Annotated in this window: 15 protein-coding genes; all 15 read right to left on the minus strand. The window is 36.7% G+C overall.

The genetic code is table 11. The annotated features are described in order from the left end of the window. Positions 1-10: 10 nt before the first annotated feature. Positions 11-607: a Holliday junction branch migration protein RuvA gene (gene ruvA / locus MYP_RS04635; protein WP_045459385.1), complete on the minus strand. Its 597-nt coding sequence runs from the start codon at positions 605-607 to the stop codon at positions 11-13. Further along, positions 604-2883, minus strand: a complete 2280-nt coding sequence (locus MYP_RS04640; protein WP_197060010.1) for an NADP-dependent malic enzyme — start codon at positions 2881-2883, stop codon at positions 604-606. The genes ruvA and MYP_RS04640 overlap by 4 nt, the downstream gene beginning before the upstream one ends. A 349-nt stretch (positions 2884-3232) precedes the next feature. Further along, the gene (locus tag MYP_RS04645) at positions 3233-4699 is read right to left on the minus strand and encodes a lytic transglycosylase domain-containing protein (RefSeq protein ID WP_052429949.1); all 1467 of its coding nucleotides are present in this window, start codon (positions 4697-4699) and stop codon (positions 3233-3235) included. Position 4700: 1 nt separating this feature from the next. Beyond that, positions 4701-6125 carry an Asp-tRNA(Asn)/Glu-tRNA(Gln) amidotransferase subunit GatA gene (gene gatA / locus MYP_RS04650; protein WP_045459386.1) on the minus strand — a complete coding sequence of 475 codons (1425 nt, stop codon included), beginning with the start codon at positions 6123-6125 and terminating at the stop codon, positions 4701-4703. A 20-nt stretch (positions 6126-6145) separates the two neighbouring features. Beyond that, positions 6146-6352: a Sec-independent protein translocase subunit TatA/TatB gene (locus MYP_RS04655; protein ID WP_045459387.1), complete on the minus strand. Its 207-nt coding sequence runs from the start codon at positions 6350-6352 to the stop codon at positions 6146-6148. 179 nt (positions 6353-6531) lie between these two features. After that, complete coding sequence (locus MYP_RS04660; RefSeq protein WP_045459388.1) at positions 6532-7797, minus strand: murein hydrolase activator EnvC family protein; 1266 nt, start codon at positions 7795-7797, stop codon at positions 6532-6534. Further along, positions 7784-8551, minus strand: coding sequence for a DUF4292 domain-containing protein (locus MYP_RS04665; RefSeq protein WP_052429950.1), 768 nt, complete (start codon positions 8549-8551; stop codon positions 7784-7786). Before MYP_RS04665 ends, MYP_RS04660 begins: the two co-directional genes overlap by 14 nt. Next, the gene (locus tag MYP_RS04670) at positions 8544-10259 is read right to left on the minus strand and encodes a tetratricopeptide repeat protein (RefSeq protein WP_045459389.1); all 1716 of its coding nucleotides are present in this window, start codon (positions 10257-10259) and stop codon (positions 8544-8546) included. Before MYP_RS04670 ends, MYP_RS04665 begins: the two co-directional genes overlap by 8 nt. Positions 10260-10267: 8 nt before the next feature. After that, positions 10268-11272, minus strand: a complete 1005-nt coding sequence (locus tag MYP_RS04675; protein ID WP_045459390.1) for a sugar phosphate nucleotidyltransferase — start codon at positions 11270-11272, stop codon at positions 10268-10270. Between the two features lie 58 nt (positions 11273-11330). After that, positions 11331-11765, minus strand: a complete 435-nt coding sequence (gene dut, locus MYP_RS04680; protein ID WP_045459391.1) for a dUTP diphosphatase — start codon at positions 11763-11765, stop codon at positions 11331-11333. Between the two features lie 35 nt (positions 11766-11800). Then, positions 11801-13303 carry an oligosaccharide flippase family protein gene (locus MYP_RS04685; RefSeq protein ID WP_045459392.1) on the minus strand — a complete coding sequence of 501 codons (1503 nt, stop codon included), beginning with the start codon at positions 13301-13303 and terminating at the stop codon, positions 11801-11803. A 78-nt stretch (positions 13304-13381) separates the two neighbouring features. Then, positions 13382-14164 (minus strand): enoyl-CoA hydratase/isomerase family protein, encoded by a 783-nt coding sequence (locus tag MYP_RS04690; protein ID WP_045459393.1) that lies wholly within the window; start codon positions 14162-14164, stop codon positions 13382-13384. 42 nt (positions 14165-14206) lie between these two features. Then, entirely contained in the window at positions 14207-15094 is an 888-nt protein-coding gene (locus MYP_RS04695) for a rhomboid family intramembrane serine protease (RefSeq protein ID WP_045460960.1), read from the minus strand. 1 nt (position 15095) lies between these two features. Beyond that, the gene (locus MYP_RS04700; RefSeq protein WP_045459394.1) at positions 15096-15887 is read right to left on the minus strand and encodes a rhomboid family intramembrane serine protease; all 792 of its coding nucleotides are present in this window, start codon (positions 15885-15887) and stop codon (positions 15096-15098) included. 6 nt (positions 15888-15893) lie between these two features. Beyond that, positions 15894-17771: a DNA mismatch repair endonuclease MutL gene (gene mutL, locus MYP_RS04705; RefSeq protein WP_045459395.1), complete on the minus strand. Its 1878-nt coding sequence runs from the start codon at positions 17769-17771 to the stop codon at positions 15894-15896. Positions 17772-17784 lie beyond the last annotated feature (13 nt).

A 17784-nucleotide genomic window follows, 5' to 3' on the forward strand; every position in this document is an offset into this window, starting at 1 on the left:
AAAAAAAAAATTATGCTGTTTTAAGCGCTTGTTTAATTAAATTTTCCAAAGAGATATTATCCCCCTCTTTTTTTATAATGCTATCAATACTCTTTTCAGCAACATTTTTAGCGATGCCCAATGTAATGAGTGCGGATAACGCTTCACCTCTGATTAAATTGTGTGAAGATTTTGTTAAATTCAATGTTGTTTCGTTTCCTACCGGTTCCTTCTTGATTTTATCTTTTAGTTCCAGGACTATCCGCTGAGCTGTTTTAAGTCCTATGCCTTTTATTGACTGAATGGTACGTACGTCTTCCTGAACAATAGCTCTGCTTAATTCTTCTGCATTTAATGAAGAGATAATCACCATGGCAGTCCCTGGTCCAACTCCGGAGATAGATATCAGGTCAAGGAAAATTTTTTTCTCTGCAACATGAAAAAAACCAAAAAGGGTATGGGCATCTTCTTTAATATGTAAGTATGTATGCAGTTTTATTTTTTCTTCATCCTTAATTAAAGAATAAGTTTGTAGAGAAATTCTGATCTGGTAACCAATTCCGTTAGTTTCAATTATTACAAAGAATGGATCTTTGAATGTTAACTTACCCTCTATATATGCAATCATATTTGCTGATTAAATGTATGGTTCTGAGTATCTACCACTGCTATAGCTGCCATATTGACGATTTCTCTGATTGAGCTGCCAAGCTGAAGTATGTGCACAGGTTTTCTCATTCCCATTAATATTGGTCCGATTGTCTCAGCTTCACCAATTTCCTGGAGAAGTTTATAGCAAATATTGCCAGCAGCGAGGTCTGGGAATATAAAAGTATTTGCACCTTCCTGAGCCAGAGCGCTAAACGGATAATTTTCCTGTTGAAGTTTTGTGTTCAATGCTATATTTGCCTGAATGTCCCCCTCTATAACGAGTTCCGGAAACTTTTCTTTTGCAATTCTTGTTGCAATTGCAGATTTTTCCGGAACCACTCCTTTTGATGATCCAAAATTCGAATAAGAAAGTACTGCAATGCGTGGAGTGAAATCAAAAAAGCGGACTGCATTTGCTGTCAGTCCTATCAATTCTGCTAATTCTTCGGCGTTTGGATTCTCATTTACTGTAGTATCAGCAAAAAAATAGGGCCCCTTTTTATTAAGGATGATATACATTCCAGCTACTTTTTTGGTGCCTGGGGCTACTCCGATAACCTGTAAAGCGGGTTTAATTGAAGTTGCATAGTCTTTAGTCAGACCAGTAATGAAACAATCTGCTTCTCCTTCATCCACCATCATAGCTCCAAAGTAATTCCGATCGCGCATCATCTTTTTTGCTTCATCTGGAGTGATGCCCTTTCTTTGACGTTTTTTATAAAATTTCTCCCCAAAGCTATAGCGTTTCTCTCTTTCCTCCATCGGGTTTATAATTTCACATCCGGACAGATCAATCATATATTCATGACTCATCTTCCGGATCTTTTCTTTATTGCCCAGTAGAACTGGTATGCCTATACCTTCGTCAACTATTGTTTGCGCAGCTTTAAGTATTTTGAAATGTTCACCTTCAGCAAGAACAATCCTTTTAGGGTTTTGTCTTGCCCTGCTGAAGATACGGTTCATCAATTTCTCATCCTTACCTATTTTTTGAAGCAGTTGATCATGGTACAAATCCCAGTCTGTGATCTGGCTTTGAGCTACTCCTGATTCCATAGCAGCTTTAGCTACAGCAGGAGATATTGTAGTGATAAGCCTTGGATCCAAAGGTTTGGGTATAAGATAGGTTTTGCCAAATGAAATCTTTTCATCTCCATAAGCTTTGTTCACAATTTCAGGAACTGGCTCTTTGGCCAGGTCTGCAATCGCTTTCACTGCTGCCAGCTTCATGGCTTCATTTATATCAGTTGCTCTAACATCCATGGCACCCCTGAAAATATAGGGAAAGCCCAGAACATTGTTAACCTGATTAGGAAAATCTGATCTGCCTGTGGCTATAATTGCATCTGGCCTTGCTTCAAGTGCAGAAACATAATCTATCTCAGGTACAGGATTGGCTAATGCGAAAATAATGGGTTGCTTAGCCATTTTTTTCAACATCTCTTTGGTGAGTATATTTCCAGCTGAAAGACCAATAAAAATATCAGCTCCTTCTATTGCCTCATCAAGTGTATACACATTTCGGTCTGTAGCGAACTGGATTGTTACAGGATTCAGGTCAGTCCGGTCTTTTCTTAGCACGCCGTTAACATCAAGCATAGTAATGTTTTCCAGCTTTGCCCCAAGGTCCAAGTAGATTTTTGTGCATGCTATAGCTGCTGCACCAGCTCCACTAATAGTGAAACGCACAGATTCTATTTTTTTATGAACAAGTTCGAGGGCATTAAGTAATGCAGCACCAGAGATTATAGCCGTGCCATGCTGATCATCGTGCATGACAGGTATCTTCATTTGTTCACGTAGCTTTTCCTCTATTACAAAACATTCCGGAGCTTTAATGTCTTCAAGATTGATACCTCCAAATGTAGGCTCAAGTGATTTCACTATTTTAACAAATTCGTCAGGATCTGTGCTGTCAATTTCTATATCGAATACATCAATACCAGCAAATTTTTTAAACAGCACTCCTTTGCCCTCCATTACTGGTTTTGATGCGTCGGGACCGATATTGCCCAACCCAAGCACAGCTGTGCCATTGGAAATTACTCCTACGAGATTTCCTTTTGCCGTATATTTGTAAACCTCCTCCTTGTTTTGATGAATTTCTTTACAGGGCTCGGCAACGCCAGGAGAATAGGCTAGTGCAAGGTCCAGTTGGGAAGAGAGCATTTTGGTTGGTACTACTTCAATCTTTCCTGGCTGTCCATGACTGTGATAGTTCAGGGCATCCTCTCTTCTTATATGAATAGCCATAATCTTAGTAAATCATTCAGGTTAATTTTTTTAAGAGAAGAATTAATTCATTTAAAAAATGTAGGAAGTACATTGAACTGTAAGCAAAGAATTTTTAAATCTACTCGCGACAATTTGGATCTTCTGAATTTCTTAATTGGTAATTCCCTTTTAAAAATTGTTTTCTAAAGAGTAAAAATAGCTAATAAATCTTAAAAAATTGTAAGTTTTGTTTACTGAGTTTTGTAGGAATAGGCTTAAAAATCAAAGTTTAAAAGAATAATGATATTGGAGTGGGGGAAATAAAAAAATGCTAAGTTTTAATTGTATTCTATTAAAACTTAGCATTTGAAAATTGCTTCTGAATTTGTTAACTCATTATTAATTTTTGTCCTACTTTTATTTCGTTGGACTTAAGATTATTCAGTTTTTTAAGTTTTTCAACAGGGATGTTATTGGATCTAGAGATAGTCCAAAGAGTGTCACCTGGCTGTACGTAATATACCTTCTTATGAGGATCATACTTTTTATTGCTTTCCGTTTGCTTTGCCAAGGTCGGTTTTTCCATTACCAATCCGCCCTTGTAGATTGTAAGTTTTTGTCCGGATTTAATAGTTGAGCCTTTCAGGTTATTCCATTTCTTAAGATCAGAAAGACTTACTTCAAATTTGTCTGCAATTTTAGAAAGGACATCTCCTTGTTTTACAGTATAATAAACCTTTTTCTTTTGTGCAGTCGCAGATCCGTGAGATTTATTTTCTGATGCGGGCTTTGTGCTTGCAAACTGAACTGGAGGCTGTGATAATTCATCATCAATTTCATCACCTGATCTTTTTGAGCTTTCATCCAGAATGGCAAGTTTGTTCATCGCAAAATATTCAGATTTATCTGAAGGTATTCTGATATGAAAAGGATAATTATCTGGAAGATAATTTCTTTTTATAGCCGGATTCAATTTAGTGAACTCATCTTTGCAGATATTCAACTGCTCACAGAACGTATCAAGATTTACATATTGGTTGATATGTACTGTATCGAAGCGAATCGGATATTCAAGGGAATCCGCGAAGATATTATGATCCTGTAGGTGATTCATTGTGTAGGTTAGGGCTACAAATTGAGGTACATATCCTCTGGTTTCCTGAGGAAGGAAGTTATATATTTCCCAGAAAGTATCTTTGTATCCTGATTTCCTAATGGCTTTTCTGACATTACCAGGTCCGCAGTTATAGGAGGCCAGGGCTAGTTCCCAGTCATTAAAAATGTTATATAGGTCTTTAAGATATCTGCAGGCCGCTTCTGTTGATTTGTATGGATCTAGTCTTTCATCTACATACTGATCTTGTTTCAGTTTGTAGATTTTACCTGTGCTTGGCATAAATTGCCATAAACCTGCAGCACCAGCTCTTGATATAGCTTTAGGGTTAAGCCCTGATTCTACAATAGCCAGATACTTTAATTCCTGAGGCATATTGTGCCTTTTTAGAGCTTCTTCAAAAATGTCGAAATATAGACGTTTTCTGCGTTCCATCACGACAGAATAGCGTCTGTTACGAACAGTGAAATAATCAATAAAACCTCTAATTTTTTTATTAAAGGTTAGTTGTACATTTTTTTCGAGACATTTTAATCTGTCTGCTATCAACTCATCCGGAACTTCAGGAATACTATCGGCAACTGCGACAACTGCCACTGTCGCTTCCTCTGGTTGAGGCGCAACATTGGTAGTGGTATCTTGTTCAGTTGAAAACTGCCCATAAGAAACAGTTGACAGTAAAGTACAAACAACAAGGATTAACCCCTTTAACTTTCCAGACTTGTTGAATAATTTTTCCATATTAATTTTTGCTAGTTAAGTATTTGGAGAAGGCTAGTAAACTGCTTTCTTCAAATGCTTTTGTCATGATCTGAATACCGATCGGCAAGCCTTGACTGTCGTTTCCGGCAGGTACCGAGATTGCAGGAATTCCTGAGAGATTCGCCTGAACAGTAAAAACGTCGGCGAGGTACATTGAGATGGGATCTTCTGTTTTCTCTCCTATCTTAAACGCTGTTGTAGGAGTGGTTGGTATAACCAGAAAGTCAACATCTGAAAGTATTTTTTCAGTTTGTTCCTTGATCAGTCTTCTGACCTTTTGAGCTTTGGTATAGTACGCATCATAATAACCCGCACTAAGTACAAAAGTTCCAAGCATAATTCTCCTCTTTACTTCTGCTCCGAAGGCTTCAGACCTTGTTTTTTTATAGAGACTTTGCAAATCAGTAGCTTCAGAACTTCTGTAACCATATTTTACGCCATCATATCTGGAAAGGTTGGAACTTGCCTCTGCTGTTGTAAGGATATAATAGGTAGGAAGAATATATTCCAGCAAGGAAAATTCAACAGGTTTTACTGTATGTCCTTCTTTTTCAAGAGAAGTTAAAATGTCCTGAGTTTTTTTACGGATGTCTTCGTGCACTCCAGGACTTTCGACGGATTCCTTTAAATACCCGATCTTTACTTTTTTTTCAAAGCCGAGTGACTTGGAATAGGCCGGAACTTCTTTATGTGAAACTGTGCTGTCAAAATTATCGGCACCAGCCATGATTTCAAGTAAAAGAGCTGCATCTTCCACTGATCTTGAGATAATACCTATTGTGTCGAAAGAAGATGAATAGGCAATAAGACCATATCGGGAGATACGTGAATAAGTAGGTTTCAATCCATAAATACCGCAAAAAGCCGCAGGCTGTCTAACTGAACCTCCAGTATCAGATCCAAGTGATGCAAGACAAAGGTCAGCTTGCACTGCTACTGCAGATCCACCTGAAGATCCACCTGGTACGCGGGTGGTATCGGCTTCATTTAAAGAGGGACCGAATGCAGAATTTTCATTGGAAGATCCCATTGCAAATTCATCACAATTCTGTCTTCCAATGATTATTGCATCCTCATCAATAATTCTTTGAATTGCAGTTCCATTGAACTGAGAAATAAATCCGGACAGTATTTTACTGGAAGCTTGGAGCCCATGGTTTTTATGACACAGAACATCTTTTATTCCAATGACCATTCCTGCAAGTTTCCCTGCTTTGCCTTCTTTAATTTTCTGATCAACTTCGCTAGCTTTGGCTAATGCTTCTGTGTCGTATACTTCCAGATAAGCATTTAGGTGAGCTTTTTTCCTGATATTATCTAAGTAATATTCCGTAAGCGATCTGCATGAAATCAGTCCTTTGTTAAGGTCTGAACGCACTTCTTCTAAAGAATTATATCTTTTCAATTCCCCTCCCTAATTATTGGTTATTTTTTATCCTCTTTAGCGCCTTCTTCGATTTCGCTTTTGATCTCTTTAGTGGCATCTTTAAATTCTCTGATACCTCTTCCTACTCCTCTTGCAAGTTCTGGGATTTTTTTAGCACCAAATAATAAAATAACTACGGTAAGGATAAGGAATACTTCCCAACCACCCATATTTGGAAGAAACAATAATATTGATGAATATGCCATTGTCTTAATTATTTATAATAATTGATAATTTGTTACAAAGATAGGTAATAAACTGCAGGCCGCAAAACTCAGATCCTGAAGTCTGGAGACGAAATGTGGAAAACTTTCCCCGTAAGTTCCTTTTTATGAGTTAATTATAAGATTAGCTGATTTTCCCCATGAGAATTTAATTGCCTTATTTATTTAATATAAAGCCATTTTTCGGGATCCAATTTTTCATTGTTTTTCCAGATCTGAAATTGCAGTTCGGAAACATCATTTTTATCAGTATAAATATATCCCAGTGGAGTTTTAGCATCAATTTCCTGTCCGGTTTTAACCAGTACTGTTTTTAACTTGGCATATACGGAAAAATATTCTCCATGCTGCACCATTACTACATAATTCATTCCCGGAACTTCAGCTACTGCTATAACCTTTCCTCGGAAGACACTTCTGACCTGTTCATCTTTCAAGGTTTGAATGTCTATACCCAGATTTTCGACATAAACCCCTTTTAAAACCGGATGTGGCTGTTTTCCGAAATGGTGGGAGATACTTCCATGAACAACAGGCCAAGGAAGTTTAGCCATATTTCCGGCAAAGGAATTGGATAAATTATTTGCTTCAGGAGTTAAGTTTGGCGAGACTGGAGTATTTTTGCTATTGGACTTTCCGGAATTCTTTTCTTTTGACTCTTTCTCCTTTGTTTCTTTGGCAACCTTGGCAGCCTCTCGTTCTGCTTTTTCTCTTTCTTCCTTAATTAAGTCTGTTATGAGTTTCTCAAGTTTTCTGATAGATTTTTTTCTATCCTCAAGTTCTTTAATGAGCTCTTTTTCCTTATTGCTTAATTCTTTTACAACTTCATTTTGCTGTACTTTTAACTCTTCCAGATTTCTAGTTTCTGTGGTTTTATTTTCAATAAGTGCCTGCTTTTCCAGCTTTTTTTGTACAAGTCTTCTTTTTTGTTTTGCTAAGGAGGCTTTTACTTTTTCTATAACTTCGACCTGACTTTTTCTTGCCTCAGAGTACTGTCTGAAGTACTTTATTCTTTGAAGCATTTGATTAAATGATTCCGAAGCAAAAATAAATGTCAGCTTATCATAATAGTTATTGACTTTTGAAGCAGTATAAATCATTTCCGCATACTCTTTTTTCAATATCTCAATGTCGTTTTCCAGAGCAGCAATAAAGTCTTCTGTTTCACGGATGTCCTGGTCAAGTAATTCAATTTCCTTTGAGATAGCATTGATCAATGCGTTTCTGGCATTGATTTGCTGATTGAGTGCAGAAAGTTGTCCGAGGGTTGCCTCTTTTTTAGATTTTGTCTCTTGTAAAATCTTGTGAGCTTCCTTAATTTTTCTCAGATTTTCTTCTTTTTCTTTTTCAAGCTGAGATTTACTTTTTTGTCCGAATGCAGCAATTGAAGAAAATAGAAGGAGTAAAAAAATGCTAACGGTTTTCAAATCTTCTAGGGACGTTAAACGGGAAACCGAGCTCTTTTTCAGGGAATTCAATTTTGGTGTAATTAGCGTCGATTGTAGTTTGAAGAACAGTCCCACCTTGCTTGTAATTTAAATTGACCGAAATCTTATTTGGGAAATTATAATTATTTATCGGTGTAAAGTTATCATAATTTATGATGAGATGGTTATGATTTACCTTTTCAGTTAACTCAAGTTTTTGAAGAACCATGGAAACCAATGAAATAAAGTTGGTAGCAATAAGGTCGGTTTTGTTTTGTTCTACCATGCATGTACTTGTTTCCGTGTTTTTTATGATTTTATCATGATGGTCTCTCTTAAATGGCATATTTCCTACTAAAAGCGATTGAATAGTAGGGAGATCCATGGGGACATTGAATTTCTGACTTAAAAAGGATAAATCATACGTGGAATATTTATTATTGATTCTGTCTATCATATAGATAGAATCCTTAAGTATAAGGCACCGGGCTGCTTCTATGCCGAGAGCAGGGGAAATGGAAAGCCAAACAATGCTGTCTTTCTTCATTCTGATATTTACAGTAAAATGAAGATCCTGTTCATTGTCTTTAAAATCTACCTTTGCTTTAGCGGAAAGGTAATTATAATCGATTTCCTGAACCGTAAGGTTAATTATTTCTTCCCGGGTAGCTGTTGTAGGGGTTAGATTTTTTTTGCAGGAAGAGAATATTAAAGTCAGGCCAATTAAGAAAAAGAGACTTTTAATATTATTCATAAATTTTTTTGTCTCTTATTTTCTTATCTATAAACTCGCTTGTTTCACCAGCTATTTTGGCTTTTTGCCAAAATTCTAATGCTTTTTCTTTATCTCCAAGTTGGTAGAGTACATCTCCGTAGTGCTCGTAAATAGTACCATTAGCGGAATTCAGAGCTGCCTTTTCAAGATAAATTTTAGCATTGGGATAATCTTTTAAAGTATATAAAACCCAGCCGAATGTATCCAGAAAAGTAGGTTCGGATGGATATTCTTTTATAAGTCTTTCACACAAGGTTTTTGCATGGTCAAGTTTATCTTTTCTTAGTGAAAGAAAATAACTGTAGTTGTTCAGTACATGCGCATTTTTACTATCAAACTTCAGCACTTCTTCATATGCATCATCGGATTTCTTAAACTCTTTTGCTCCATTGTAGGCATCACCTAACTGCATTAAGAATTGAAGTTTCAGGTCATTGTTTGATGATGAAAGTTTTTTGCCCTCTTCCAGCGCTTCAATAGCTCTGCTGTAGTTGCTCTTCATCAAGTGGGCGCCCCCATTATATAACCATAGCAAAGCCTGATTGGGGAATATCTCCAATGCCTGTTCCGAATGCTTGATTAAACTGTCTCTGCGATTAAGGTCAGAATCCAACATCAGTATCCTGTTCCATAGATTAAAGTTGTTTGGATTCAGATTTTTGGATTGAGTATAATTAAGAAGTGCCTTTTCTTTATTACCTGCAATGAAATAAACATCCCCACTTGCAGCGTATGCTGCAGCATCGGTAGGGTGCACTTTCTTTAAATCTTCACATAGGGATATTAACTGTTCAGAAGATATTTTATCTGATTGAAGTTTTTTAAGATCTTCTAGTGCTGTGATTTTTGAGCCTATCTGAACTTCAGGATTTTGAAAAGCTTTAGCCACAGCTTTAAAAGATTTGTCATAATCTCCTTGATTTTTATAATACTCAGCGAGGGCAATCCAGGCATATCCGTTATCCGGCTCTTCTTTTACAAGGGTTTCTAATATAGCCAGACCCTCTTTTGCTTTGTTGTTAGAGTATAAAATCTCTGCCTGCCTAATTTTATATTCGCTTTCTTCAGGGTATGCTTTTATCAGGCTTTCTCCTTCGGCAATAGCTTCTTTAAGTTTATTTCCCTGCAGAAAAATGAGTTGTTTTTGTTTACTTACTTCAGGATTTTTCCCGAAATGAGATTCAATTTTATCATATATTTTTATTGCCTCTTCAACATTGTTTGTATATAAATATAAAGCTGCGAGGTCAAAAAGATAGTCTTCAGTGTCAGGCACTTCAGCCACTAATTTTTTTATAACTTTAAGAGCTTCAGGATAATCCTGTTTTTTCTCATAAATTTCGCACAAAAGAAGATAGTAGTATTTGTTTTTAGAGTCTTGTTTTAAAGCTTTTTGAGCATAGCTGATGGCCTGAGCATATTTGTCTTGCTGAAGAGCAAGCTTGCCCATCATGTAGTTGATTCCGGCGTTTTCCGGATTTATTTCGTAGGCTTTCTGAAAATTGCTGAGGGCATCAGCATAGTTATTTAAAACATACAGCTTCATACCCTCAGTAAAATAGCCTTCAGCAATCAGATATTTCTCTTTCTTGTCGGCTTTGGATTTTTTTTGGCTAAAACCCTCTTGAACAGACAATAAGTAAAATAGAAAAAATGGTATTGCAAAAGTAACAAGTAATCTTTTCATAAATAATATTAAAGCACAATGGTATTGAAGTCTCCAACACTAAGGTCGGATGGCTTTCCTTCAAAGGTAGCAGAGTTTCCAAGCATCGAATTGCTGATGTTGGCATTTTTAACGACAGCCTTTTCCTGGATTATAGACTTTTTAACCACAGAATCAGTAATTTTTGTTCCATTTCCCACAGAAACGAATGGTCCCAGGATTGTATTGCTGATTTCAGCATTTTCACCGACGTAACAAGGAGGGATGATTACAGAGTTTGTAATTCTGGCCGACTTTGCAACAAGTTGCTGATCTTTAATATAATCCAGGTATCTTTCGTTGGTCTGAACTGTAGAATCTTTGTTTCCGCAATCAAGCCACTCGGTAACTTTTCCAGGTTTAAACTTAGTCCCTTTGTTTTTCATATTATCAAGTGCGTTGGTAAGCTGGTACTCACCTTTGTCTTTGATATTATTGTCAATAAGGTACTGAAGTTCTTTTGATAAATATTCTCCGTCTTTGAAATAGTAAATACCGATAATTGCAAGGTCGGATACGAATGTTTCCGGTTTTTCTACAAATTTAGTAATTTCTTCTTTCTCATTTAGAGTTACGACTCCAAATGGTTTTGGATCTTCAACTTTCTGTACCCAGATAATGCCTTCAGAAGAAGTGTCAAGTTTAAAATCTGCTTTAAAAAGTGTATCAGCAAATGCTACCACAAGATTTCCTTTTAAAGCTTCTTTTGCACAAAGAATTGCATGAGCCGTTCCCAATGCTTCTTCCTGATAGTAAATGCTTCCTTTTGCTCCAACTGATGCAGCAATTTCCATCAGTTTTTTTTCTACTTCTTTTCCAAAGTTACCAATGATGAATGCTACTTCGTCTACTTTTGTTCCACAAACTTTTGCAATATCCTCTACAAGTCTCTGCACAATAGGCTTGCCAGCGATCGGGATAAGTGGTTTTGGAACAGTTAAGGTATGAGGGCGCATTCTCTTGCCCATTCCCGCCATTGGAATAATTATCTTCATACTTAAAAATTAGTTAAGGTTATTATAGTTAAGGATTATGTCAAAATATCTCTGAAAATTATCTGGTTCCGGTACTGCCGAAACCGCCTGCCGCCCTTTGGGAATTGGCTAGCTCTTTAACAGGTAACCAGCTAATTTGTTCATATTTACTTATTATCATTTGTGCAATTCTTTCTCCATCGTTAATCAGAAAATCTTCAGTGGAAAGATTAACTAACAGAACTTTAATTTCTCCTCTGTAATCTGAATCAATAGTGCCGGGGGAATTAAGCACTGTAATTCCGTTCTTAAAAGCAAGGCCACTTCTGGGTCTTATCTGTGCTTCATATCCTAAAGGGAGTTCAATAAATAATTTTGTAGAAATCAAAGCTCGTTCCATTGGTTTTAACAAAACCGGTGTGTCAAGATCTGCCCGCAAATCCATGCCTGCCGAACCTTCAGTTTGATAGGATGGAAGTCCGTGTCTGGAATTATTTATGATTCTTACCTGCATTTTTAAATTTTATAAGTCGGGTAAAAATACAAAAATTATGATGCTTTAAAATTCATTTGCTTTCTTTCGATCAAAAATACCACAAATAGATATGTCCCAAGCAGAATCACCTGAAACCCGTAGCTCATAATACTACCTTTCCCAAAAGGATAACTGAGAGCTAGTATACTTAAAATGACAGCAAAGGTTAGGTAAAATAATGCAGAACCTATATTATAAGGTACTGGAAAATATTTTTTGCCCCATAAATAACTTACAGCGGACATAATGAAATAACATATTAGTGTGGTGACTGCACTGCCCATGTATCCGAAAAAAGGTATCAGTATAAAATTCGCTATGATTGTAATAGCCGCTCCCAGTATGCTTATCAGAGTGCCAAGCTGAGTTTTATCTGTCAGTTTATACCATATAGATAAATTATAATATATTCCGAGAAACAAATTGGCCATCAGAAGTACAGGCACGACAAGTATTCCTTCTCTAAATATTTCTCCTCTCAATATTTTTTCAAAAAGAGAAAGATTACAGCTGACAACAACATAAAGGAATGAGCATGCTATTACAAACCATTTCATAACAGTCGCAAAGAGTTCAGGAGCATTTTTATCTTTGGCCTGGGAAAAAAAGAAGGGGTCTGAAGCATATCGAAATGATTGCACTGCCAGGGTCATAAACATAGAAAGCCTGTAACAAGCGCCAAAAATTCCCAGAGCTTCAAGATTGGTTCTATTCGGATAAAAGCCTTCAGGTAAAACATATTTTAATATGATCCTGCTTAACATTTCATCAACCATTCCAGCTAGTCCTATGAATAACATCGGGATAGAATATATAAGCATGGGTTTAAGCCTTTCCCAATTAAAATCTATTTTAAAGCCTTTAAACGTTTTTAGTAAAAAGAAGATAGTAAGAAAACTGGCTATAAGATTTGAAATCAGGATATATTCTACAATATACTCTTCAGAATAAATAGATTGAGCCAATGGTTTCAAAGATGGAAACTGTTCTCCAGCAGCTATTTTTTTACAGAAAACAAGAAAAAATATGTTAAAGCCAACATTTACCAGTATGTTAAACAATTTGGCTGTTGCAAATACTCCCGCTTTGTTTTGCAGTCTTAATCTGGCGAACGGAATTGCCAACATAGAGTCTATAGCGAGTATAGTTCCGAGAAGGATGAAGTAAGAGGAATGCCCGTGATAATCAAGTCCATTTGCAATAACTGGTGAAAGAAGAAGAATTGCACCACTCAGCAGGAGACTTGAGAAGATTAATGAAGTCTCGGACTGATTAAAAACAGTTTCTTCACTGAGATTTTCTTTAGTTGCAAATCGAAAATATGCAGTTTCCATACCATATAAATAAAGTATGTTGAAGAAAGCTACATAGGCATAAAGCTCTGTTATGGTTCCAAACTGAACAGGTGCCAAAACCGCGGTATAAAAAGGGACGAGCAAAAAATTGATTGCCCTTCCAAGAATACTGCTTAGTCCATAAAGGGCTGTCTGCCCCGCTAATTTTTTGAGAAGTGACATAAATTAAAAAAGGGTTTTAAAACCCTCATTATAATAATGTATTAAAAAGAATTGCTGGATTAGATAATTCAGAGAACATTATTTCCCCTTAAATTCAGGTTTTCTTTTATCAAGAAATGCAGAAGTGCCTTCATGAAAATCTTCCGATTTGCAGCAGATCCCAAATGAATTAGCTTCTGTCTGATATCCGTCTTCTTCTTTTGAATAAGCAGCATTGATGCATTCTACAACCTGGGCAATGGCAATCGGAGCTTTGGTTGAGATTTTCTTCAGAATCTCAAGGCATTTTGGTATAAGCTGATCTTTGTCGGTAACGTGATTCACTAACCCGATAGCAAGTGCATCTTGAGCTGAAATCATGTCACCTGTCATAATCAATTCAAATGCTTTGCCTTTTCCTACTAATTGAGGAAGTCGCTGTGTGCCTCCATAGCCAGGAAGAATACCAAGCGTAACTTCCGGAAGACCGAATTTGGCGCTGTCGGATGCAATTCGGATATGACAAGCCATTGCCAGCTCGCAACCTCCGCCAAGGGCGAATCCATTAACGGCAGCAATAACGGGTTTAGGGCATTTTTCAAAAGCGTCAAAAATTTCCTGACCATATTCGGAAAATTTTCTGGCGTTAACTTCCGGTACTTCTGATATCTCCTTGATATCAGCTCCAGCCACAAAAGCCTTTTCTCCTGCACCTGTAAGGATTACGCCTTTAATGCTGTCTTCATCGTAAGCTTTCTGAATAGCAACTTTCAGTTCTTCCAGGGTTTTGTGGTTCAACGCATTCATTTTCTCCACCCGACTGATCGTTATATGAAGTATTCCGTCTTTCTCTGTTACTGATAAGTTTTTAAAATCCACCATTTGCATAAAAAATATTGGGCTGAAACTGTTAAGATATTAATGTTATTTTTTACTGCTTGCTCTGAAAAGTCTTTCCTTTTCTCGCTTTGTAAGACTGGAATACCCGGATTTTGAAATTTTATCCAGGATGGCATCTATTTCTTTCTGATCCGGTTCTTTATCTTCATTATTGAAGCTTTTTTCACTGTTTCTATAGCTTACTTTAATTTTTCTTCTGGTAAATAGTTTATTGAAAAACTCACTGACAGCGCTTACCGGTTTTCCCAGATCTATACCTTTTTTAAGTTGCTTGATGAAAATATAGCCTAATAGGGCTCCTCCTAAATGAGCTAAATTTCCTCCAGCATTCATGCCGACAGAGCCAATAAAAGAAACGAAAATAAAGAATGCTGCAATGTATTTGATTCTGACAGGCCCAATAAATACCAAATGAAAGTAATAATCTGGGAGGAGAGTGGCTGCTGCAACTATTACTGCATATACACTTGCAGAAGCTCCGATCATGCCATATAATGGGGCTCGGTGCATAAAATAAGGAATAAAATTATATAGCAGCAAATATATAGCAGCACCTGCAAGTCCACCAAGGATATACAAACTAATCAGCCTTCTATTGCCAAGATATTCAGAGACCAGTCTACCAAACCAGTAAAGACCTAACATATTACCTAAAATATGAAAAGGATTAGGTACTGTATGGCTAAAGAAGTAAGTTGCTAATGACCAGGGCCTTTGAAGAAAATCACTGAAATGAGCCGGGAGATGTTGATTAATGTAGATGAGGTCGAAAAGTCTCATATCCCCAAATCCTTTTGAGAATACCCACAAAATGGTGCCTGTTATATAAACAATGACATTGATCAGAATGATCTTTGTCAGACCATTTTCCTTTTGCCGAAACTGATATTTTAAGTCTTCTAAAAGATTCATTTTAATAAAAACGATTTCTTTCTCTTTCCCAGTATTTAACAATCAGGAATGCGAATAACATTCCGCCTAAATGAGCAAAGTGACCAACATGATCGCCTGGATTTCTTTGAACCCCCGAATAAAGTTCAAATATGCCATACATTGCAACAAAATATTTAGCTTTTATTGGTATGGGTATAAAAAGCATCATTAATTCTGTATTAGGAAAAAGCATTCCAAATGCTAATAATATTCCGAATAATGCCCCAGATGCACCTACACTAGGAATATTTGATATTTTATTATAAACTGAAATTACTCTGTTTTTCGCTAAATCTATAATCTCTTTATTGTCTGGATTTTTTTCGAATAAATTTAGTAGCTGAGGATAGCTTAAGTCATCATTTCCCAAAGCATCTCTCGAGAATTTTATATAAGATTCTGGAGATGGAGAAGAAATAAATGAAAGTTTTAAACGGTTTAATTTTTCCATTTCAAAATATTCAACTCCTGAATAAATAAGAGCAGCTCCAAGTCCACAAATCATGTAAAAAGCTAGAAATCTTTTTGAACCCCACATTTTCTCCAAAAGTGGTCCAAACATAAAGAGTCCGAACATATTAGAAAAAAGATGACCCCATCCTGAATGAATAAACATATGAGTAAAGAGCTGGTAAGGTCTAAAATCAGTAGCTTCAAGGTATCGAAGGCCAAATATATCAATAAGATCAACTTTGGTAAACACCATAATAAGAAACACCCCGATATTTAGGATCAGGAGATTTTTTACCATGGGAGTAAGGGACATTTGCATGACTGATTAAAATTGGGTTTTTGTAAAAAACTTTTCTATTCTGTTCATGTCAAGAATTACGATTGTATGGTTTCCATTTGGCGCGTAATTCGGACTTTTACAGGCAAATAACTGATCTATCAGGGTGTTCATTTCCAGCAAGGTAAGTCTTGTGCCCGGCTTCAATGAAGCTCTTTTCGCAAGGGCCCTTGCCAGGTTTTCTTTCCTATCAATACTTAATTCGTCTCTATTGTTTTTAAATTGCTCGATAAGGCCTTCAAAAAGATCCTTTTCATTTCCTCCGGTAATATCCGCAGGGATTCCATTTACAACAATCGTGGTATTCCCGAATACATTAAAGACAAATCCCAGAGATTTGATTTCTTCTTCCATCTCCATAATCAGAGCAAAATCTGAGTGGGAAAGTTCAATTTTCAAAGGAAAAAGAAATTGTTGAGAGGCTCCGAATTTATTCTGAAGCATATTCAGGTATTTCTCATAGAGAATTCTTTCATGTGCTGCCTGCTGGTCTACTATCAGCATTCCTGATTTAACCTGAGTAACAATATATTTCTGGTGAAGCTGAAATGTGCTTTGGTTTTCGTTATACAAGAGATCTTTATTTAATGAAACATCCTTTTCTTCCGGTTTGGTATTTACCGCACTTCCCAGTCTGATTGTTTCAAAAGTCTTTGGCTTTTCTTCGTTTTCGAAAGATTTGTAAAGCTGTTCCCAGTTATCTTTATTTTTTTCCTCCAATGGATTGGTTGAAGAGGGGAATCGCAATCCCTGTTTGAATGCTTCGTTTCCTCTCTCTATTTCATGTTCTCTCCTTGGCGGAAAATTTTGATAACTTGAAGGATTTTGACCAAGTGAAAAATTGATATCCTGTTCGAAATCAAGGGAAGGAGCAATGTTGTGTGTCGCAAGTGCCTTTTTTACAGCAGCTCTGATGATGGCATAAATGGTTTTTTCATCATCAAATTTAATTTCGGTTTTGGTAGGATGAACGTTGACATCTATGTGTTTAGGATCGATTTCTATAAAAAGCACATAAAAAGGGAAACTGTCATCCGGAAGGAGATTGTCAAAAGCATGAACTACAGCATGATGGAGGTAATTATTTTTGATAAATCTGTTATTTACAAAGAAATACTGATCGCCTCTTGTTCTTTTGGCATTCTCAGGCTTTCCGATATAGCCATGGATTTTCAATTGGTCCGTTTCTTCCTGACAAGTAATAAGTTGTTCCTTGTAATTTTGACCAAAAAGGGAAATTATTCTTCTGCTCAGTTTTTCTGAAGGCATGTTGAATATTTCCATATCATTCTGAAACAGTGTAAAGCCGATTGAAGGATAAGCCAGAGCAGCTCTGTGAAACTCATCCAGAATATGGCGCATTTCCACAGGGTTAGATTTCAGGAAGTTTCTTCTTGCAGGGACATTGAAGAACAGGTTTTTAACACTAAAACTAGTGCCTACAGGTGTATTTACAGGTTCCTGAGCTTTTATTTCCGAGCCTTCTATTCTGATCAGGGTTCCTACTTCATCATCGGCCCTTCTGGTTTTCATTTCGACTTGAGCAACTGCGGCAATGGAAGCCAGCGCTTCTCCCCGGAACCCGAAAGTTCTTATTGCAAAAAGGTCTTCTGTAGAACTTATTTTGGATGTTGCATGTCTTTCAAAGCTAAGTCTTGCATCAGTGTCAGACATACCTTTCCCATTGTCAACCACCTGAATAAGTGCTTTCCCTGCATCTTTTATTATTAGTTGAATTTTATTGCTTCCCGCATCTATGGAATTTTCCAGAAGCTCTTTTACCACAGAAGCTGGTCTTTGAACAACTTCACCTGCAGCAATCTGATTGGCTAAGGCATCTGGTAGGAGACGAATTATATCTGGCATTTGGTTTTATTCT

Origin of the sequence: Sporocytophaga myxococcoides (genome assembly GCF_000775915.1) — a bacterium.
Lineage (GTDB): Bacteria > Bacteroidota > Bacteroidia > Cytophagales > Cytophagaceae > Sporocytophaga > Sporocytophaga myxococcoides_A.